The following is a 15,345-nucleotide window of genomic DNA, read 5'->3' on the forward strand; positions in this document are numbered from 1 at the left end:
CTTGTCGAGTCGTCAAAGGCATCACACCCCCTCCCCGGCCGGCTGCCCGGCACGCTTGAACTCAACGTGATACCCGCGCTTCTGGCTGCCATCGGCCATCACGACGCGGCGGTCGGCGCCCTTGGTCATGCGGACGATTTCACGCCCTTCCACGACCTGCGCGAAGCCCTGGCTCTTGAGCTGGGCGACTGTGATTTCTTGTGCTGGGGTCATGGGCGGGCCTCCTGAATCAGGTAGTGATCGAAGGTGGTTTCACCCTCCTCCAGCCTGAAACCGAACTTCTTGCCAAAGGCTTCGGCATCGAAATCGCAGAGGCAGTCGTTTTCCTCCATGGCTGAACCGCTGATTGTCGGCAGGTCCGATACCTCGCACCCAGCGATGGCCGCCATCTGCGTGGCGTTGTCGACCTCTTCGGGATTCCCGTGGAGCGGTGTCACTTCAAACCAAATGCACATTCAGACGCCCTCCTTGCCGCGATGCGATTCCCATTCGAACGGGACCACGATCATCCCGCCCTCGCGCAGGCGGTCGACGCAGCGCTCGCCCATGGCCACCGGCAACTGCTCGGGCCCCAGGTTGGAGATCACCACCGTGGGCTTCACCTGCTCGTACCGGCCGTTGATGATCGCGAACAGGGTGGTCAGCTCGAAGTCGCTCGGCTGCTCCTTGCTCACGCCGACTTCGTCCAGCACCAGCAGGGAGGGTTCGATCAGGCTGGCCAGGATGCTCGCCTCGGTCGCCTCGCTGGAGCGGTCGTAGGTGGCGCGGATGGCTTGCAGGATCGACCCGACCGTCCGGTACACAGCCGAATGCGACGTGTTGCGCATCAGGTCGTTGGCCATGCCGGCGCCCAGGTGGGTCTTACCGGTGCCAGGCTTGCCCAGCAGCACCATGCAGCGCCCGTTCTCGGCGATCTGGTCGAAGGTCTTCACGTAGTGCCGGCAGAAGCGCAGGGCCTCGGCCTGGCCCTTGTGTTCGGCCTTGTAGTTCGCCAGTGATCGGTCCGCGAAGCGCTTCGGGATCAGCGAATCACCCAACTTGCGGGAGATCGCCAGACGCACGTTGAGGGCCTGCTCAGCCTCGGCGCGCGCCTTACGCTCCTCCTTGGCAATGCGGGCGCATTCAGGGCAGTGGCTGCGCAGTGCCTTGCCGAGCAGCATTGTGACCTTCTGCTCGAAGGGGCCGTGCTTCTCGCACTCGGCTGGCTGGATGCGATCAACAAGGGATGACTGGTTGATCGGGGTGACTTTCTCAGAGCGCATAGCTGCCATCCTCCCGGCGCTTGAGGCCGCTGGTGTAGTCTTTGTCGTTGAAGCCGTGGTGGCGGCTACTGCCGTTCGACTGGGCGCCTGGCAACACCTTCTCAGGGAACAGGCCGGTCCAGCCGTTGCTGATCGACTGGTTGATCACGGCGTCGGGGGCGTGGTGGCCGGCCAGGGTCTTGGCTTGGCGGTCACAGGTGGTCTTGGTCAGGCGCTTGCCGATCTCGCGACGGTGCTGGCACCAGTCCGCCCAAACGGAGGCGCTGACGTTGGCCGGCTTCGCAGTCAACGGGTCGAACTTGGGAGCCTTCTTCGAAGCCGCAGGAGCGTCAGCGACTGGCCCCTTCGGTTCTTTGATGGTTCCTTGATGGTTAATTGATGGATTGGGTGCAGCTCCTGCACCCCGTTCAGTCGTGGTTTGCACCCCGTTGTGTCGTGAGCTGCACCCCGTTGTGTCGTCATTTGCACCCCGTGACGAACCGGGTGCAGCTGGTGCACCCCGTTCTACGCAAAGGTCATAGACGGTCGGGCGACGGTCGTGACGGTCGATGTAGGCACCGGCAATGGCCTGATTCCCAAGGCGAATCACCCCGATCTCCAGCAGGTGGTCGAGCTTGTACTTCACCGTGCGGATGGACAGGCCGGTGTCATCACTGATGCTGGAGGAGGACGGAAAAGCCCCTCGGCCGTTCTTGTCGGCGTAGTTGGCCAGGACCAGCAGCACGTAGCGCGCAGTGGCGTCTACGATGTCGCGCTGCTCCAGGGCCCAGGACATGGATTGGACGCTCATCGCTCGAGCTCCTTGGCCATTCGCTCTAGACGCTCATCCACCTGACGAACCAGGTCGGCCTGATCGGCTTCGTTGAACACAGGCATCGGCACAAACAGAATTCCGTGCTCGGCATAGGTGCGCGCAGCTTCTAGAGCTCGGCGCATTGATACTGGGGTCGCGCGCATCATGGCTTCACCTTCGGCAAGACATGGCGACGACCTTCTGAGTCAATCGAGCTGACAACCCCATCAGCCGCCAGCCTGTCCATGAGGCGGCAGGCCGGGCCGTAGCCGATCTTAAAATTCCGCTGAAGGGCCGAGATCGAGGCGCGACCTGTCTCACGAACGAACGCCTCAGCGAGCAAGGCCTGGCCACGCTCCTCGTCATCAATTCGCTGCATCAGAGCTGCAACCTCTGGGTTGATGTCGGAGATCTGCGCCGAATTGAGGGCCGTTTGCCATGCCCACGCGGCTGCCTTTAGCATCACGGCAGCATCGTCGTTGGCGGTGGCCGTCATCTCGCCGAAGCCGAACTCTGCGCGGAAAGCAGCCAGGAACTCGGATTTCATGCCCTCTGGCATGTCGTGAATGCTCATGCTGTACCCCGCACGGCCTTGTCGTGGGTGTGCAGGCCATCCCAGTTCTTCTTCATGGGTAGCTGGCCGGCCAGGTACAGCTCGTACAGGCGCACAGCACCCTTGCGCAGCAGGATCGGCGTGTAGCTGATGAACGCCTCTTTCCCGTGCGGGGTGATCTCCTGCTGGTGTTCGGTCATGTACTTGTCGCGGGCGTAGGCGCCGACGCGGTACCGGGTGCCGGACTTGCTCTCGTTGTAGAGCCAGTTGCGGCCTTCGAGGAAGTGGCCGACCTGCATCACGTTGACCCCATTGAGCCCCTTGCAGAACTGGACGTGGCTCATGCCTTCCTTGAACAGGTTCTCCAGGTGATCGATCTTCTTGGCCTGGGCTTCGACTTGGACGGTGAGCAGGACGCGGGCCTTCTCCGACTCCAGGGCCATCTGGAGGATTTCCAGCTTGCTGAGGTCGGCGGGTGCGGCGGGCCCGGCCTGGGCTTCGAGTTCACGCCAGCGCTTGATGACGGCCATGCGCATAGCGGCGCTGTAGCCGGTCAGCAAGCAATCAGTGTGCTCACGGTCCAGCAGATACTCGGTCTGCTGGCGGTTCATGCTGTCCAGATAGATGCGCGCAAAACTGCTCACATCCTCCTGTAGGTCATCAGCCATCACATGGATGTCGCGCTTCACGTCCGGGTGACGCTTGCCGGTCAGTTCTGCGATCTCTCGAGAAGACATCGTGCGCGCCACAGAATCGTGGTTCGCATTTTGTGGCGCGGGCCGGATGAGGGCCTGTACACTTGGGGTCTGTGGATGCATAATTGGTCTCACTTTTATGCGTTGCAGAGAGCCGGGCCTTCACCCCCGGCTTTTTTGTGCCCGCAATTCGGGCTTATCAGGGCCTGTTCAGGCCTTGCGCTGGAACGGAAGAACCGCTCCCCTCGCGTTTCGAGGTTTCGTTCGGCTGGCCAGCTCTCGATCAATTAGCTCGGCTGCTAGCGCTTCAGGGGTGATCCCCCGCTTTCGCGCCTCTCGCTCAAGCAGCTCCATCGAGCCCGGGTCCAGACCGAATTGTTCGGTCGGCATAGGGCCTCCTCGCGGCCTTCAGGCTGCGGTTTGATCGCCGGTATTCTCCGAAGCCAGGGCAGCCAGCTGCGCTTCCAGCATTTCTCGGCAGAGCACGGCACGCTGGGTGCGGTGATACACGGCCATCGCCTGGATCAGGTTGAATGTGTCCTCATCGACCCGGACCTTGATCTCGCGGTCGTGCAGGTGCTTGGGGTTGGCGTACATACGGGCTACTGCTCCTTGCGTGGTGGTGAGTTTTTAGGCGGCTGACTTTTGCGACGGGAACGGACGCTGCTCTTGCGCGGTAACCGTTCCGTTGTCATCGACGGTCACGTAAACATCGCGACCGACACGGATTGCTTTGCTGAGGCCGCCTTGCGTGCAGCCGAGCATCTGAGCGGCCTTGGTGTGGCCGTGCTCTTTTGCGAATTCAGAGAGTGGGATTCGGCGCATCGCGGCGTCCTCGAAATTTGGTTCAACGCCACCAGTATGACCGGCGGTATTGTTGCTCGTCAATACCGGCGCTATTGGTGCCAAGAATACCGGTGGTCATAACATTCGCCGATGACGAAAAATTCCCGAAAGGTTCCGCTTGCTGAATGGCAGGTGGAGGACAGTCAGCGCCTGAAAGCGCTTTACAACCAGAAGCGTGCCGAGCTTGGACTGACGCAGGAAAAGATCGCCTCCGAATTGGGAGAAGGCGTTACGCAGGGCGCTGTCAGTCATTTCATGAACGGACGAACGGCCTTGAGCCTTCGCGCAGCAGTCGTATTCGCAAAGGCGCTCAAGGTTCCAGTCTCTGCATTCAGCCCGAGACTGGCGAAAGAGCTTGATTTGATGCGGGCGGTACCTGGTGTAGGCGGAGTGATAGGGGCCGTAATTGGCGCATCAGCAGGAGCTATGTCTGCCCAGCTAGACCAGAAACGTGAGCCAGTGTTAGCCGAAACTCCCTTGCCAGAAGGCTCAGATCACGACGCACTAGACGGCAGGTATGCTTACGTTCCTCAGTACGATGCCAAGGCAGCGGCGGGCCTTGGCAGCGAAAACCCGCATGTAGAGATCAGGTCAACACTGGCTTTTAAACGCGACTGGCTAAAGGTCAAGGGCGCCAGAGCAGAACAGCTAATCGTGATCTATGCAGAAGGCGAAAGCATGTGGCCGACGATCAATGACCGCGATGTGCTCTTAGTTGATCGATCGAAGGTCGATCCAATTGATCGGCAGGTTTTCGTGCTGGCTGGCAGTGACGGTACGATAGTGAAACGACTCATCCAGGGTCCGCTTGGTCAGTGGATTCTGCGGAGCGACAACGAAGACAAGGATAGCCACCCAGATCGGTACTACCTCCGCAGCAACGAGAATGAGCACCGGATCATTGGTCAGGTGATTTGGCGCGGGGGAGACCTGTAGCACCAGCCAGAAGTCCGCACCAACGGCCTCTTTCATGTTTGCGTGATGGCGCAAGGCCACGGTGATAGGATGGCGGTCTTCTTTGGGAGGGAAACCTATGCTTGCTCGGATTCATTATCTACTGATCGCTCTTGCTCTTGCCACCCTGGCCGGCTGCGCTGCCGGCCCAACGCCTCAGGATATCGCCAACGCTGATTATGGCAGCCCAATCTCGCAGGATCAGGCTGAAGAGCGCGTGAAGCAATACTTCAATGGCACGCTGAAAGACCCGTACTCAGCTCAATACCAGTTCTCCCAAGTGGAGAAAGGTTACGTGGTCGGCAGTGCCTTCGATGGGCGAAACCTATACGCCGGCTATCTCATATCGGTGGATGTGAACGCCAAGAATAGCTATGGCGGATACACCGGAAATAAGGGGTATCAGTTCCTATTTCAGAACGGTGCACTGGTCAAAGGCATGTCGCGTAGCCCTAACGGGATGCTAATGCCGCTGTTCTAACGTAAGCTAGCCAAGTGAGCCCGCTATAACAGCGGGCTTTTTTGTGGGCGGCTCAAAGAGATTCTGGATTGATCCCGATTGCCCGAAGGGACTCGGCAAGCGATGGGTCAATAGCCACCTCTCCAGTGGTAGATGCCGCCTGGTTGACGCCTACAGTCCGGTACTTCAAGTTCTGCCCTGAAAGCATCTGCTTCAGGATCTTCTTGGCCTTCTCGCCCCCGGTAACCGTATACGGGCTCATCATCTGAGTGATGTTGAGCATGGCCTGATCCTGCGTCTGTTTGACGAGAGCCGCCTGATCTGGCGGAAGGCTCAGGGCGTATTGCGGCGGCGCTGGCATCATAGCCACCGGGGTTTCTTGCGGCGTGATCGTCCATGCCTCGTTTTGATCGATGCGTATCTGGACTGTTCCTACTGGAATCTTGAAACGACCACCGGACATCAGGCCCACATATATCTCGCCCTCTTCCTTACGCACCACTGGGTAGAAGTGAAGCGACCTGGTGACGATAGAGCCTGAGGAAGGGAACTCACTCGTGGTCACCATCATCGTGGTCTTGTCCGTGAACTCGTCCGTAGTTCCGGTAGCTTGCCACGTAGGCCCTGCCGCACAACCACCCAGAGCCAATGCCGCTACCGCTGCCGCGATGATCCTTTTCATTCGAATCTCCAGAGATTTTGTCGGCGCATTCTAGCAGAGAGCCACCATCGGCCACCCAATCCAGCGTCAGCCGAATTTCATTACCGGGAGAAAAAATATGACCGGAGGTATTGACCATATAAAATACCGGCGGTATTGTTCATTCCATCGAGGCGCTACACAGTCCCTCGGGAGGCCCTCAAGCCTCACCGCTCTTTAACAGTCAGCGCCATGCCCGACTACCCGGCCCAGCCGGTTAGGTCACTCCCGGCTCCATCGGTGGGAGGTCAGTAAACCGATGAACAAAACCGCACTTGCCTCTACCGGCGACCGGCGATCCGACAGGCCCGAAAGCCTGCCCACGCGCAGCCCACTGCGACGGCGGACGAGGTGTTGACCGAACTGAGCGAATGACCTGGTAAGCAGGTGCGGAAGATTTCCTCGATGCCCTTCTCGCGAGGGGTATCAGGGAAATCAACCCAGAGAAAGGAGCTCTTCATGAGCGGATTTACCGAAGGCCAGGCCGTAATCCTCACCAACCCACGCGGCGTCGACAAGGCCGGCAAGTTTGTCGGCGTCAAGAACCTCGGCACCGGGCGCGGTGGCGGCGACTACCTGGTGGTCGACGTGGAAGGCAAGGAACTGAAGGCCCGCGCCAGTAAGGTGCGCGCCGCCTGACGATTCGCTGAAGCACCTGGGCGACCGGGTGCTTTGGGAATCCACTGGAGTATCAGAATGAGCGTTGTCCCAATCAGAGACGCCGACCTTCTTCATGCCTTGTACCGAGCCTATGCGGATCGAGACATGGACACCTATTGGGCGCTTCTCGCTGAGATGGAAAAGCGCGGACTGGCCAAGCCTACAAAAAGCGACGGCTGACGGTAATCAACCGCCCTGGAGGGCAAGACGATGGCCTGGATACTCAACAGTGCCAACAAGCCGGTGGAAGCCGCAATAGGAAGTCCTGAGCAGGTCGCCACCAAGGGTGATTGGTTCCTCACCTACGAACTGGCACTGCAAGCCCAGCGCCAGCGCTGCAAGCACGAAACGAAGCTGGGCCACAGCGGCACGGGCCGGGTGTTCTGTGCTGATTGCCGAAAGCCGTTCAACTGAACAACCAGCGCCACGTCAGACTGACGTTAGCTGCCCGATGCCCTGCTCCCCATCGCAGGCTGTATCGGTGTGCCATCTGCGTCACTGGGTAGGGTAGCGGTTAGCGCTGGCCGCCCTGTAATGGGCCGCACTTGCACTGCGGCACCGCCTAGAGATGGCACACCGATGCAGATGCACGGCCCTGATAGCCAGGGCACCACACCGAATCGGTCCTTACCTACCTCAGTAGGTGTTTCGCCAACGGCCATCTGCATCACCCCTTCCCTTCACATCGACCGCATTAGGCAGGCGCCAGGCCACCTTTCACGGTGGGTTTGGTCACCCGCGCCTGGCTCCTGGCCAATGCGGCCGCACAACCAACCTGGAGGACGCCATGGGCGCACTTCGAGCAGCACAATGGCACTACGACAACCAGTTGCCGCCGGCGGTGAGCGAAAGCTCAGTTGAGGAAGCTGAGGCGCGCTGGATCGACGACGGCATTGCCGAGCTGATGGCGCGCCGCGACTTCGTGTTCCAGCGCAACTTTCGGCAGCGGGGCGTTACCTACGATCGCTTCGCCCAGGCGGTGGATGAGTTCGTGATGGGTCAGCTTGGCCTGTCGGACATCAGCAAATCGGTGCTTGGCCGGCTGGTCCTTGCGGCGCGCTGCAAGATCACCGGTGACGCCGCTGCCGCGGCCGACGAGATCATGTGCGTTCCCAACCCTGACGCCATGCTGCAGGAAATCGCCCGCACGCTGCTCACTCCCTTCGCGAAAGAGGGAGCGCTGGCCCAGGCCGAGGACTCGCGATGAGAAGTCCTCACGTCCTGATCGATGAAGAGCTCGACGCCATGGCCGATCCAGTGACACCCCTATCCTGGCAATCCATGGTCCTCAAGCTCCTCACCGAAATGCTGGCCGACCAGCGCCTCACCATCGAAGAGTTCAACCACTACTGCGGGCGCCTCAACAAGGTTGTTGATGGGCGCAAGGAGGCGGCATGAGCACGGCACCGGTTAAATCCCTGATTGACGAGCAGCTGGAGCAGATCGAGCGCAGCCTGGCCATTATCGGCGCCGGGCTTCCCCGCGAGCTACCTGTCGCTCACCTGCCTCCGAAGCTGGTGGCGGCCATCAAGTCCGGACGCATCGCTGTGAGGCCCCGGCCATGACCGGCTACCAGCGTTCGCGACGCATCGCGACCTGGCGCGGCTCATTCATCACCCTCTTTCTCTGCACTGCCTGGATGCTTGCCAGCGCCTGGGCAGGCTGCATTACCTCCTGACGCAAGACCCCGAGTGCGGCGGGCCCTTCGGGGATAACCGTGCCCGCAAGGGAGCGTAAGCCGGCGAGAGCGCGCAACCATCCCCGGCAGCCAGGGCGCCTGGCCTACATCACGGGCGTGACCTGGCATTTCCCCTATTCCCAATGACGGCGCCGACCTGGCGCGAGGTGTTCACCAATGTCCGCAGAAAAGAAACTGATCGCGATCGAAGAGATCAGCGAAGAGAACGCCCCGGTCATCTACGTGGCCGGTGGCCTGCAGCGGTTCGTCGATCTGGTGAAAGGCCAGGTCCTTACCGAGGTTCCCGATCTCACCACCCGCAAGGGCCGCGAGCGTATCGCCAGCCTGGCAGCGACGGTCAGCAAGTCGAAGAAGGCTGTCGAGAATCCTGGCCGAGACTATCTGCGCCGGCTCAAAGAAATGCCGAAGGTGGTCGAAGAAGAACTGCGGGTTTTCGTGACCACCATGGATAGCCTCCGCGACCAGGTCCGCCAGCCGCTCAACGAGTGGCAGGCTGCCGAGGACGCACGCGTCGACCGCCACAACGACGCCATCGCCCACATGAAGGGGCTTGCCGCCGAGCTGGGCGCTCTGGACGCCGAGCAGCTGCAGGCACGCATCACCGAGCTATCCGCATTCGTCCTGGGCGATTCCTGGGAGGAGTTCGAGGCCGAGGCAGCCCGGGCCAAAGAGGCGTCGATGAATGCCGTGCAGGCCGCCCTGGTCGCCCGCCAGAAGTACGACGCCGAACAGGCCGAGCTGGCCCGCCTGCGCCGCGAGGCAGAAGAGCGCGCCGAGCAGGACCGCATCAGGCTGGCACAAGAGGCCGCCGTCGAGGCTGAGCGCCGGCGCGTGGCCCAGGAGCAGCAGGCCGAACGTGACGCGGCCGCCAAGCGCGAGCAGGACCTGAAAGATCAGGCCGCCGCACAAGAGCGCGCCGCCGAGAATGAACGACTGCAGCTGCAGCTTCAGGCCGAGCAGGCAGAACGCGCCCGGGTACAGGCCGAGGCCGACCGCGTCGCCGCCGAACAGCGTGCCGAGCAGGAGCGCCAGGCCGCCGCCCGCCGGGCGGAGGAAGCAGCTGAGCAGGCTCGCCAGGAAGAACGCCGCCGGGCAGATGCAGCCGCCGCCGAGATCCTTCGCCAGCAAGAGGCCCGCGAACGCGACCAGGCCCACAAGGCAAAAGTCATGGGCGAGGCCAAGACCGCTTTGATGTCACTGAACATCACCGAGGAGTTGGCCAGGGCCATCGTGCTCAAGATCGCCCGGCGCGAAGTCCCGAACATCACCATCAATTTCTGAGGTAGCCGCCATGAGCAGCACCATCATTGTGCCGGATCAGCGCCGCCAGACAGTGGCGGCAGCCGGCCCCGTCGACAACAGCATAATGGCGGTAATCAGTCGGGCAGCTGCTGATCCGACCTGCGACATCGAGAAGATGGAGCGCCTTCTGGCCATGCATGAGCGGATGCAGGCCAAGACCGCCGAGGCAGCGTTCAACGCCGGCATGGCCCAAATGCAGTGCGAGATCCCGACGGTGTTCGAAGCCGCGGTGAACCTCCACACCGGCAACGCCTACGCCACGCTGGACGACATCACCCGGATCATCAAGCCGATCATGCAGCGGCACGGCTTCGCGATCACCTTCAAAGTCGAGAACCTGGAGAAGGCGATCAGCGTCACCGGGATCTTGATGCACCGCGATGGTCACCGGGAGCAGACCACCATGACCCTGCCGGCCGACATCGGCAAGGGCCGGAATGAGGTCCAGGCCGTCGGCTCGTCAACCACCTACGGCAAGCGCTACGTTATGTGTGCGTTGCTGAACATCACCACCAGCGATACCCGGGACGATGACGCGCAGTCCTCGGATGGTTCCGACACGGCCGAAATGCGCGCCAAGGCTGTAGCCGACATCCTCGCCCAAGTAGAAGCCGCCGCATCCCCCGACGAGCTCAAGGATGTATGGCAGGCGTCGCTGAAGGTTATGCAGGCGAGCGGAGACCGGGCCGGGTACGACGCGGTGAAGATCGCCGTGACCAAGCGAAAAGCAATACTGGAGGGTATCCCATGATCATCGTCAATTGCACTCAGGGCTCGCCAGAGTGGCTTCAGGCCCGCGCCGGCGTTATCACCGCCAGCATGTTCAGCGCCGCGCGCTCCAAGGTGAACGGGTTGACCGCCCCGCAGCGAACCTACGTTGACGCCATCAACGCCGGGCATAGTGAAGCCAAGGCCCGCGACCTTGCCGGCTACAAGGCCGCCCCGAAGGCGGAAGTGGTTCAGAAGGCACTGGACGGGGAAAAGGTCGGCGAGCCATCAAGCGCCGCCCTCACCTATGCCTTCGAGCTGGCCGTCGAGCGAATCGGTGGTGCACCGCTAGATGGCGGTTTCGAGACCTGGCAGATGCGCCGGGGTCACGAGCTGGAGCCTGAGGCCAGGATGGAACATGAGATCCAGACCGGCCTCATCGTGACACAGGTCGGCCTGGTCAAGACGGACGACGGCGCGTTCGGCGCCAGCGCGGACGGCTTCATCGGTGAGGACGGCGGCAGCGAGTACAAGTGCTTCCTGGCCCCGGACAAGCTCCGGGCCTTCCACATCAACAACGATGCCAGCGAAGTCATCGACCAGGTGCAGGGCTGCATGTGGATCACCGGCCGCAAGTGGTGGCACATCGGGATGTACTGCCCCCTCCTCAAGCCAGTGGGCCGCCAGCTGTGGTGGCGCGAGTTCAAGCGCGACGATGACTACATCGAGCAGCTGGAGCAGGACCTGTGGGAGTTCAAGCTGCTGGTCGATGGATACGAGAAACAGCTTAGGAGTGAGGCAGCATGAGAGGCGTCAATAAAGTCATCCTGGTCGGCACCTGCGGTCAGGATCCCGAAGTCCGCTATCTGCCGAACGGAAACGCGGTCACCAATTTGAGCCTGGCCACCAGCGAGGCCTGGACAGACAAGCAGACCGGTCAGAAGGTCGAGAAAACCGAGTGGCATCGCGTGGTGCTGTTCGGCAAGGTCGCGGAGATTGCAGGCGAGTACCTGCGCAAGGGTTCGCAATGCTACATCGAGGGCAAGCTCAAGACCCGTGAATGGGAGAAGGACGGCATCAAGCGGTACAGCACCGAAGTGCACGTCGATATTAACGGCACCATGCAGCTGCTTGGCGGCCGACCGGATAGCCAGGGCGGCCAACAGCAACAGCAGCGCCAGCCACAGCAGCAACGACAGCAGCGCCATGCGCCCCAGCAGAACCAGCAGTCCGCGCCGCCGGACAACTTCGACGACGACATCCCGTTCGCCCCGCTCCACCCTCTCGCAGGTGCATAGCCATGCCACTCGCAACCATCCTCGACATGCTCCAGCGCCGGAAGGAACTGGAGCATCACCTGCAGCTGCTGTTCAACCGTAGCTGCCAGTGGAGCCGCGCTGAACGGGTGCGCGGCGCCGCCACCATCGAGAACCTGACCCAGCAGCTGTTCGAGATTACCGAGCAGCTCGAAGCGGCGCGCGCGGCATGAGGCGGGTCAACCACCTGGTCCGCCAGCGCCGGCGGCAAGAACAGTTCCACCTGCCGCCCAGCGGCATCACGGAGCACCGAAATGCAGAAAGCACCTTCTGGAGTGGTAACCCTGCCGGCCTGGATGAATCGGCCGGTGAAGAAGCTGTACAACACGCGCAGCGGCGGCCAATACCGTGCTGATGAGGTCGCCCTGGCCTTTGCGCTGAGCCTACGCTTTCACGACAGCGCCGACCACCTGCGCAGGCTGGCCCGGCGCCTGGTCGACAAGGTCTGCCTGGAGCATCAGCCGAACATGAAGCGGCTGTCCCGCGAGCCGGACGACGCCAAGGTGTTCGACGCCGCGCTCAAGATCATCAACCGGGTGTGCGACCTGCTGGAGTACGCCCCGGGCACCGCGTTCGTGCGCAATGGAGGCGATGATGGCTCTGACGCAGCAGCAGCGTAATGACAACGCTGAGAAGAAGCGGCTCAAGTTCGACGAAAAGGCACTGAGGCATCGGGTCAGGCCCGGTATCCATCAGGCGATGGAGCGTATCTGCCAGCGCGCCGATGACATGCCGATCAACGAAGTGCTGCAGATGGCGATCCTCAAGATGGACGCCATGGCCGATGACGAACTGGCCAAGTTCCTGATGATGCGCCACGAAATCTTACTTAGCGAAGATGTGGTGCAAGCCTTCTATGACGCCAGCGTGCGAAGCATCGTATCAGATCCGGACCAAGACGCTGACGACCAGATTCAACGCCCGGCAGCCTGACCCCACCTATTCCACCATGCCGCATCCGGCCACGGAGGGCGGCGCATGCATGGAGAAAGCCATGATCGAAGCCACCGAGAAGCAGCTCGGCCTGCTCTGGCACACCCTGGGGCTGTCGGCTGAGCGCTCTGACCGCCGAGGCATCACCCGCAACCACTTCCTCACCAGCCCCGGCTACGACGACTCGAACAACCTGGATGTTCTGGTGGCGGCCGGCTTGATGACGCGCGGTAAGGCACCGGCCTTCTGCTCCGAAGGTGAGGTGGTGTATCGCGCAACGGACGAGGGCAAGCAGTTCGCCTTGGACAAGCTGCCGCCGCCCCCTCCGCCGGCCAAGCGCACCAAATTCGATGCCTACCTCGACGAGTGTGAATGCTACGACGGCTTCGCTCACTTCCTCGGCATCAACATGCCGCAGTACCAGCAGCGCGGCGAGTTGGGTGCATGGGAGTACCGGATGGTGCGCTACCCCCGTGGAAGCTCGTATCGACAGTACCGACGCCACTATGACTTCGCCCGGTGGTCACCTTACGAAACGCTCGAAGTAGTCGGCGAGTGGGCTACGACCATGAAGGAAGCCAAGGCGAGCTACAAGTCAGCACTCAAGGAATTCCGCGCCCGGCCAAAGTTCCCGGCCAACGACTTCGATCGCCTCTACTCCGCCTGACCCTCCGGCACTGCCCACCAGACCGTCACTGCATCGACTTGTAGTTTTTCAGCATCGCCTTCGCGCGATTGATAACGCCGGGCGTTAGCACTTCGCCTTGCGGATCTACGAGGACGGGAGTGCATGAGCAGCGACAGCCGCTGCCGTTTCCATCTGCGGCCCACCACTGCAGCATTTGCTCCCCAGTGAACAACTCTCCATGTCGCGCGACATGGGATGGTCGACTGTCTGGCGCCAGCGCGGACATGTGCATGAATCGCACTGGGATGCCCGTTCTTCGAGAATCAGCAATATCCGCTTCGAGCTTTCTGATTCTCATGGCGTGAAGCTCGTCGTCTCGCATTTGCTTCGGCACTTAGCAGCTCCCTTTTCAATCGATTTAACCGCAGAACAGATTACCCCAGGCGCTGCCCGCCAGCGCCTTCCCCTATTCATAGTACTGTCGGCCTAACGAATCCTGCGCAGGTCGTTAAGGGTTCGCCCTGCGCCAGATCGATCATCGATCCCAAACACTGGCTCACCGCTGTCACCTTGAACCACTGTGAGATAGCCAGCAAGCGCTCCGCCAGAGCCCGCATTGATCAGCGTATCGAACTTCGCGCCGGCCAATACCTTTTCAGCGATCCATGATGCGAGCTCGAAACGGTTGCCGCCTTCTATTGGGCTAGAGCCATAGCCCGAATAGCTTGCTAGCTCGAAGTTTAACGGCCGGCCATTGTCATCGAACTGCACCGCCACTATCACGTCATTTGCCATAACGACCCCCTTCCCAATGAGCATTTCAGAATAGCTGACGATGCGAGGTACCTCCATGCCCACAGAAAACCGATCCAGCAACACCGAGATGGTCAGCGTGCCCGAAGGCTACATGCTGGTAGAGCGCAGTATTTGGACCGAGAAACAGGTCGAGGCCGCCACCGCGTGCATCACTCGCCTGAAAGGCGTGCACGGCATGCGCGACCGAGACTTAGCCATGGCGGCATTAGATGCCGCCCAGTGTGCGGCACCCGATATCGCCCTCTCCGATCTGCTGCCAGCCGAGCAGCACCAGGGCGAGCCGATCATGCTCACGGCCGTGGCCACACTGGTAGATGAAGGTGATGGGGGCCTTGAGCCGAGCTGGCTCCTTGAGGGAGGCACCGCCGAGTTGTTCGCCGGCATGACGTTGCTGGTTGCGGAGAATGCGCCCGAGCTGTGCCATGAAGACGGCAGCGCCGAGGTCTACACCCGCGCAGATCCTGGCGAGGTTGAACGGCTGCGTACCGCGCTGAAGTTCTACGCCGACCGCGAGCACTACCACTTCGAAAGCGGGAACTGGGACACGGTGAGCGGCGAGCCGCTGAACATCCTCTGGTGTGGCGATGAGCCTGACTTCATCGAGGACGGTTCAGTCGCTCGCGCTGCCCTGGAGCGCCAGCCATGAGCAGCCACGAGTTCCTGCCTGAGCAGAGTGAAGTCGCGCGCCTGGAGCAGTTGGTCGCCCAGCTTCAGGACGATTTGACCGCACGCGACCAGCGTATCGATCAGCTGGAGAAAGGCGAGCTCGACTGGATGGACCCGCGCCGCGCCAAGGTCTTCGCCGACGGTCGCAACGCAGGCCTGAACGAGGCGTCGGACCTATGCAACCGCATGGGCTGGAATGCGTACTTCCCTCCAGGCACCAGGTACCGGGCATTCGTACCAAAGGGCCGGACCGCCTTGGGCGATCTGCTGATTAAGGCGGCCAACGCAATCGCAGATTTGCCCGACGGCCCATACGAGCGCTTCAAGGCGCGGCAGGCAAAGCAGAAAACCTGA

28 protein-coding genes are annotated in these 15,345 nt (G+C 61.5%); 17 read left to right on the forward strand and 11 right to left on the reverse strand.

From position 1 onward, the window contains the following. Nucleotides 1–21: 21 nt before the first annotated feature. From L6D75_RS12575 to L6D75_RS12615, 9 genes are all read right to left on the reverse strand, one after another. A complete protein-coding gene (locus L6D75_RS12575; RefSeq protein WP_053870490.1) occupies nucleotides 22–213 on the reverse strand; it encodes a hypothetical protein in 192 nt (63 codons plus the stop codon). Continuing rightward, nucleotides 210–455, reverse strand: a complete 246-nt coding sequence (locus L6D75_RS12580; RefSeq protein ID WP_176514357.1) for a hypothetical protein — start codon at nucleotides 453–455, stop codon at nucleotides 210–212. Before L6D75_RS12580 ends, L6D75_RS12575 begins: the two co-directional genes overlap by 4 nt. Beyond that, nucleotides 456–1,262 carry an ATP-binding protein gene (locus L6D75_RS12585; RefSeq protein ID WP_176514355.1) on the reverse strand — a complete coding sequence of 269 codons (807 nt, stop codon included), beginning with the start codon at nucleotides 1,260–1,262 and terminating at the stop codon, nucleotides 456–458. After that, nucleotides 1,252–2,052 (reverse strand): helix-turn-helix domain-containing protein, encoded by an 801-nt coding sequence (locus L6D75_RS12590; protein WP_176514352.1) that lies wholly within the window; start codon nucleotides 2,050–2,052, stop codon nucleotides 1,252–1,254. Before L6D75_RS12590 ends, L6D75_RS12585 begins: the two co-directional genes overlap by 11 nt. Next, on the reverse strand, nucleotides 2,049–2,222 hold the full coding sequence (locus tag L6D75_RS12595) for a DUF1382 family protein (RefSeq protein ID WP_176514350.1): 174 nt from the start codon (nucleotides 2,220–2,222) through the stop codon (nucleotides 2,049–2,051). Before L6D75_RS12595 ends, L6D75_RS12590 begins: the two co-directional genes overlap by 4 nt. Beyond that, nucleotides 2,219–2,629, reverse strand: a complete 411-nt coding sequence (locus L6D75_RS12600) for a DNA translocase FtsK (RefSeq protein WP_176514348.1) — start codon at nucleotides 2,627–2,629, stop codon at nucleotides 2,219–2,221. The genes L6D75_RS12595 and L6D75_RS12600 overlap by 4 nt, the downstream gene beginning before the upstream one ends. Continuing rightward, nucleotides 2,626–3,426: a Rha family transcriptional regulator gene (locus L6D75_RS12605; RefSeq protein ID WP_176514346.1), complete on the reverse strand. Its 801-nt coding sequence runs from the start codon at nucleotides 3,424–3,426 to the stop codon at nucleotides 2,626–2,628. The genes L6D75_RS12600 and L6D75_RS12605 overlap by 4 nt, the downstream gene beginning before the upstream one ends. 285 nt (nucleotides 3,427–3,711) lie before the next feature. Then, nucleotides 3,712–3,900, reverse strand: coding sequence for a hypothetical protein (locus L6D75_RS12610; RefSeq protein WP_070086158.1), 189 nt, complete (start codon nucleotides 3,898–3,900; stop codon nucleotides 3,712–3,714). A 33-nt stretch (nucleotides 3,901–3,933) separates the two neighbouring features. Then, on the reverse strand, nucleotides 3,934–4,128 hold the full coding sequence (locus L6D75_RS12615) for a Cro/CI family transcriptional regulator (RefSeq protein ID WP_176514496.1): 195 nt from the start codon (nucleotides 4,126–4,128) through the stop codon (nucleotides 3,934–3,936). Nucleotides 4,129–4,239: 111 nt separating this feature from the next. Here L6D75_RS12615 and L6D75_RS12620 point away from each other — a divergent pair, with 111 nt between their 5' ends. Both L6D75_RS12620 and L6D75_RS12625 read left to right on the forward strand, forming a co-directional pair. Then, complete coding sequence (locus L6D75_RS12620) at nucleotides 4,240–5,085, forward strand: LexA family transcriptional regulator (protein WP_176514343.1); 846 nt, start codon at nucleotides 4,240–4,242, stop codon at nucleotides 5,083–5,085. Between the two features lie 97 nt (nucleotides 5,086–5,182). After that, the gene (locus L6D75_RS12625; protein ID WP_176514341.1) at nucleotides 5,183–5,584 is read left to right on the forward strand and encodes a hypothetical protein; all 402 of its coding nucleotides are present in this window, start codon (nucleotides 5,183–5,185) and stop codon (nucleotides 5,582–5,584) included. Nucleotides 5,585–5,636: 52 nt separating this feature from the next. On the opposite strand, the gene L6D75_RS12630 is transcribed toward L6D75_RS12625, so the two are convergent. Then, nucleotides 5,637–6,245 carry a hypothetical protein gene (locus tag L6D75_RS12630; protein ID WP_176514339.1) on the reverse strand — a complete coding sequence of 203 codons (609 nt, stop codon included), beginning with the start codon at nucleotides 6,243–6,245 and terminating at the stop codon, nucleotides 5,637–5,639. A gap of 477 nt (nucleotides 6,246–6,722) precedes the next feature. Between L6D75_RS12630 and L6D75_RS12635 the strand changes: the two genes are divergently transcribed. The 13 genes from L6D75_RS12635 to L6D75_RS12695 all read left to right on the forward strand — a co-directional run bounded on the left by L6D75_RS12635 (nucleotide 6,723) and on the right by L6D75_RS12695 (nucleotide 13,548). Further along, nucleotides 6,723–6,902 carry a hypothetical protein gene (locus L6D75_RS12635; RefSeq protein WP_176514337.1) on the forward strand — a complete coding sequence of 60 codons (180 nt, stop codon included), beginning with the start codon at nucleotides 6,723–6,725 and terminating at the stop codon, nucleotides 6,900–6,902. Nucleotides 6,903–7,133: 231 nt separating this feature from the next. Then, nucleotides 7,134–7,337: a hypothetical protein gene (locus L6D75_RS12640; protein ID WP_176509786.1), complete on the forward strand. Its 204-nt coding sequence runs from the start codon at nucleotides 7,134–7,136 to the stop codon at nucleotides 7,335–7,337. A gap of 373 nt (nucleotides 7,338–7,710) precedes the next feature. Then, nucleotides 7,711–8,130: a hypothetical protein gene (locus L6D75_RS12645; RefSeq protein ID WP_176514335.1), complete on the forward strand. Its 420-nt coding sequence runs from the start codon at nucleotides 7,711–7,713 to the stop codon at nucleotides 8,128–8,130. Next, on the forward strand, nucleotides 8,127–8,321 hold the full coding sequence (locus L6D75_RS12650) for a hypothetical protein (RefSeq protein ID WP_176514333.1): 195 nt from the start codon (nucleotides 8,127–8,129) through the stop codon (nucleotides 8,319–8,321). Before L6D75_RS12645 ends, L6D75_RS12650 begins: the two co-directional genes overlap by 4 nt. Further along, nucleotides 8,318–8,488, forward strand: a complete 171-nt coding sequence (locus L6D75_RS12655) for a hypothetical protein (protein WP_176514331.1) — start codon at nucleotides 8,318–8,320, stop codon at nucleotides 8,486–8,488. The genes L6D75_RS12650 and L6D75_RS12655 overlap by 4 nt, the downstream gene beginning before the upstream one ends. Nucleotides 8,489–8,778: 290 nt before the next feature. Continuing rightward, a complete protein-coding gene (locus L6D75_RS12660) occupies nucleotides 8,779–9,903 on the forward strand; it encodes a coiled-coil domain-containing protein (protein ID WP_176514329.1) in 1,125 nt (374 codons plus the stop codon). Between the two features lie 10 nt (nucleotides 9,904–9,913). Beyond that, nucleotides 9,914–10,675 (forward strand): ERF family protein, encoded by a 762-nt coding sequence (locus tag L6D75_RS12665; RefSeq protein WP_176514326.1) that lies wholly within the window; start codon nucleotides 9,914–9,916, stop codon nucleotides 10,673–10,675. Next, complete coding sequence (locus tag L6D75_RS12670; RefSeq protein WP_176514324.1) at nucleotides 10,672–11,439, forward strand: lambda exonuclease family protein; 768 nt, start codon at nucleotides 10,672–10,674, stop codon at nucleotides 11,437–11,439. The genes L6D75_RS12665 and L6D75_RS12670 overlap by 4 nt, the downstream gene beginning before the upstream one ends. Next, the gene (locus L6D75_RS12675) at nucleotides 11,436–11,930 is read left to right on the forward strand and encodes a single-stranded DNA-binding protein (protein ID WP_176514322.1); all 495 of its coding nucleotides are present in this window, start codon (nucleotides 11,436–11,438) and stop codon (nucleotides 11,928–11,930) included. Before L6D75_RS12670 ends, L6D75_RS12675 begins: the two co-directional genes overlap by 4 nt. Nucleotides 11,931–11,932: 2 nt before the next feature. Further along, entirely contained in the window at nucleotides 11,933–12,121 is a 189-nt protein-coding gene (locus L6D75_RS12680; RefSeq protein WP_176514320.1) for a hypothetical protein, read from the forward strand. A gap of 81 nt (nucleotides 12,122–12,202) precedes the next feature. Continuing rightward, nucleotides 12,203–12,568: a DUF7740 domain-containing protein gene (locus tag L6D75_RS12685; RefSeq protein ID WP_176514318.1), complete on the forward strand. Its 366-nt coding sequence runs from the start codon at nucleotides 12,203–12,205 to the stop codon at nucleotides 12,566–12,568. Further along, a complete protein-coding gene (locus L6D75_RS12690) occupies nucleotides 12,543–12,881 on the forward strand; it encodes a hypothetical protein (RefSeq protein WP_176514316.1) in 339 nt (112 codons plus the stop codon). Before L6D75_RS12685 ends, L6D75_RS12690 begins: the two co-directional genes overlap by 26 nt. A gap of 61 nt (nucleotides 12,882–12,942) precedes the next feature. Further along, the gene (locus tag L6D75_RS12695) at nucleotides 12,943–13,548 is read left to right on the forward strand and encodes a hypothetical protein (RefSeq protein WP_236193556.1); all 606 of its coding nucleotides are present in this window, start codon (nucleotides 12,943–12,945) and stop codon (nucleotides 13,546–13,548) included. Between the two features lie 447 nt (nucleotides 13,549–13,995). On the opposite strand, the gene L6D75_RS12700 is transcribed toward L6D75_RS12695, so the two are convergent. Then, the gene (locus L6D75_RS12700) at nucleotides 13,996–14,304 is read right to left on the reverse strand and encodes a hypothetical protein (RefSeq protein ID WP_176514312.1); all 309 of its coding nucleotides are present in this window, start codon (nucleotides 14,302–14,304) and stop codon (nucleotides 13,996–13,998) included. Between the two features lie 55 nt (nucleotides 14,305–14,359). Here L6D75_RS12700 and L6D75_RS12705 point away from each other — a divergent pair, with 55 nt between their 5' ends. Together L6D75_RS12705 and L6D75_RS12710 are read left to right on the forward strand one after the other, a co-directional pair. After that, a complete protein-coding gene (locus L6D75_RS12705) occupies nucleotides 14,360–14,971 on the forward strand; it encodes a hypothetical protein (RefSeq protein ID WP_236193557.1) in 612 nt (203 codons plus the stop codon). Next, the gene (locus tag L6D75_RS12710) at nucleotides 14,968–15,345 is read left to right on the forward strand and encodes a hypothetical protein (protein WP_176514310.1); all 378 of its coding nucleotides are present in this window, start codon (nucleotides 14,968–14,970) and stop codon (nucleotides 15,343–15,345) included. The genes L6D75_RS12705 and L6D75_RS12710 overlap by 4 nt, the downstream gene beginning before the upstream one ends.

This window comes from Pseudomonas faucium (assembly GCF_021602585.1).
GTDB classification, from domain to species: domain Bacteria; phylum Pseudomonadota; class Gammaproteobacteria; order Pseudomonadales; family Pseudomonadaceae; genus Aquipseudomonas; species Aquipseudomonas faucium.

Excerpts from the sequence above, each read along its gene's own strand:
- L6D75_RS12605 (WP_176514346.1), bottom strand. The coding sequence starts at position 3,426 with ATGCATCCACAGACCCCAAGTGTACAGGCCCTCATCCGGCCCGCGCCA.
- L6D75_RS12695 (WP_236193556.1), top strand. The coding sequence starts at position 12,943 with ATGATCGAAGCCACCGAGAAGCAGCTCGGCCTGCTCTGGCACACCCTG.
- L6D75_RS12655 (WP_176514331.1), top strand. The coding sequence starts at position 8,318 with ATGAGCACGGCACCGGTTAAATCCCTGATTGACGAGCAGCTGGAGCAG.
- L6D75_RS12685 (WP_176514318.1), top strand. The coding sequence starts at position 12,203 with ATGCAGAAAGCACCTTCTGGAGTGGTAACCCTGCCGGCCTGGATGAAT.
- L6D75_RS12630 (WP_176514339.1), bottom strand. The coding sequence starts at position 6,245 with ATGAAAAGGATCATCGCGGCAGCGGTAGCGGCATTGGCTCTGGGTGGT.
- L6D75_RS12585 (WP_176514355.1), bottom strand. The coding sequence starts at position 1,262 with ATGCGCTCTGAGAAAGTCACCCCGATCAACCAGTCATCCCTTGTTGAT.
- L6D75_RS12705 (WP_236193557.1), top strand. The coding sequence starts at position 14,360 with ATGCCCACAGAAAACCGATCCAGCAACACCGAGATGGTCAGCGTGCCC.
- L6D75_RS12710 (WP_176514310.1), top strand. The coding sequence starts at position 14,968 with ATGAGCAGCCACGAGTTCCTGCCTGAGCAGAGTGAAGTCGCGCGCCTG.
- L6D75_RS12600 (WP_176514348.1), bottom strand. The coding sequence starts at position 2,629 with ATGAGCATTCACGACATGCCAGAGGGCATGAAATCCGAGTTCCTGGCT.
- L6D75_RS12610 (WP_070086158.1), bottom strand. The coding sequence starts at position 3,900 with ATGTACGCCAACCCCAAGCACCTGCACGACCGCGAGATCAAGGTCCGG.
- L6D75_RS12575 (WP_053870490.1), bottom strand. The coding sequence starts at position 213 with ATGACCCCAGCACAAGAAATCACAGTCGCCCAGCTCAAGAGCCAGGGC.
- L6D75_RS12670 (WP_176514324.1), top strand. The coding sequence starts at position 10,672 with ATGATCATCGTCAATTGCACTCAGGGCTCGCCAGAGTGGCTTCAGGCC.
- L6D75_RS12645 (WP_176514335.1), top strand. The coding sequence starts at position 7,711 with ATGGGCGCACTTCGAGCAGCACAATGGCACTACGACAACCAGTTGCCG.
- L6D75_RS12595 (WP_176514350.1), bottom strand. The coding sequence starts at position 2,222 with ATGATGCGCGCGACCCCAGTATCAATGCGCCGAGCTCTAGAAGCTGCG.
- L6D75_RS12580 (WP_176514357.1), bottom strand. The coding sequence starts at position 455 with ATGTGCATTTGGTTTGAAGTGACACCGCTCCACGGGAATCCCGAAGAG.
- L6D75_RS12590 (WP_176514352.1), bottom strand. The coding sequence starts at position 2,052 with ATGAGCGTCCAATCCATGTCCTGGGCCCTGGAGCAGCGCGACATCGTA.
- L6D75_RS12615 (WP_176514496.1), bottom strand. The coding sequence starts at position 4,128 with ATGCGCCGAATCCCACTCTCTGAATTCGCAAAAGAGCACGGCCACACC.
- L6D75_RS12650 (WP_176514333.1), top strand. The coding sequence starts at position 8,127 with ATGAGAAGTCCTCACGTCCTGATCGATGAAGAGCTCGACGCCATGGCC.
- L6D75_RS12660 (WP_176514329.1), top strand. The coding sequence starts at position 8,779 with ATGTCCGCAGAAAAGAAACTGATCGCGATCGAAGAGATCAGCGAAGAG.
- L6D75_RS12675 (WP_176514322.1), top strand. The coding sequence starts at position 11,436 with ATGAGAGGCGTCAATAAAGTCATCCTGGTCGGCACCTGCGGTCAGGAT.
- L6D75_RS12690 (WP_176514316.1), top strand. The coding sequence starts at position 12,543 with ATGGCTCTGACGCAGCAGCAGCGTAATGACAACGCTGAGAAGAAGCGG.
- L6D75_RS12700 (WP_176514312.1), bottom strand. The coding sequence starts at position 14,304 with ATGGCAAATGACGTGATAGTGGCGGTGCAGTTCGATGACAATGGCCGG.
- L6D75_RS12680 (WP_176514320.1), top strand. The coding sequence starts at position 11,933 with ATGCCACTCGCAACCATCCTCGACATGCTCCAGCGCCGGAAGGAACTG.
- L6D75_RS12640 (WP_176509786.1), top strand. The coding sequence starts at position 7,134 with ATGGCCTGGATACTCAACAGTGCCAACAAGCCGGTGGAAGCCGCAATA.
- L6D75_RS12625 (WP_176514341.1), top strand. The coding sequence starts at position 5,183 with ATGCTTGCTCGGATTCATTATCTACTGATCGCTCTTGCTCTTGCCACC.
- L6D75_RS12635 (WP_176514337.1), top strand. The coding sequence starts at position 6,723 with ATGAGCGGATTTACCGAAGGCCAGGCCGTAATCCTCACCAACCCACGC.
- L6D75_RS12620 (WP_176514343.1), top strand. The coding sequence starts at position 4,240 with ATGACGAAAAATTCCCGAAAGGTTCCGCTTGCTGAATGGCAGGTGGAG.
- L6D75_RS12665 (WP_176514326.1), top strand. The coding sequence starts at position 9,914 with ATGAGCAGCACCATCATTGTGCCGGATCAGCGCCGCCAGACAGTGGCG.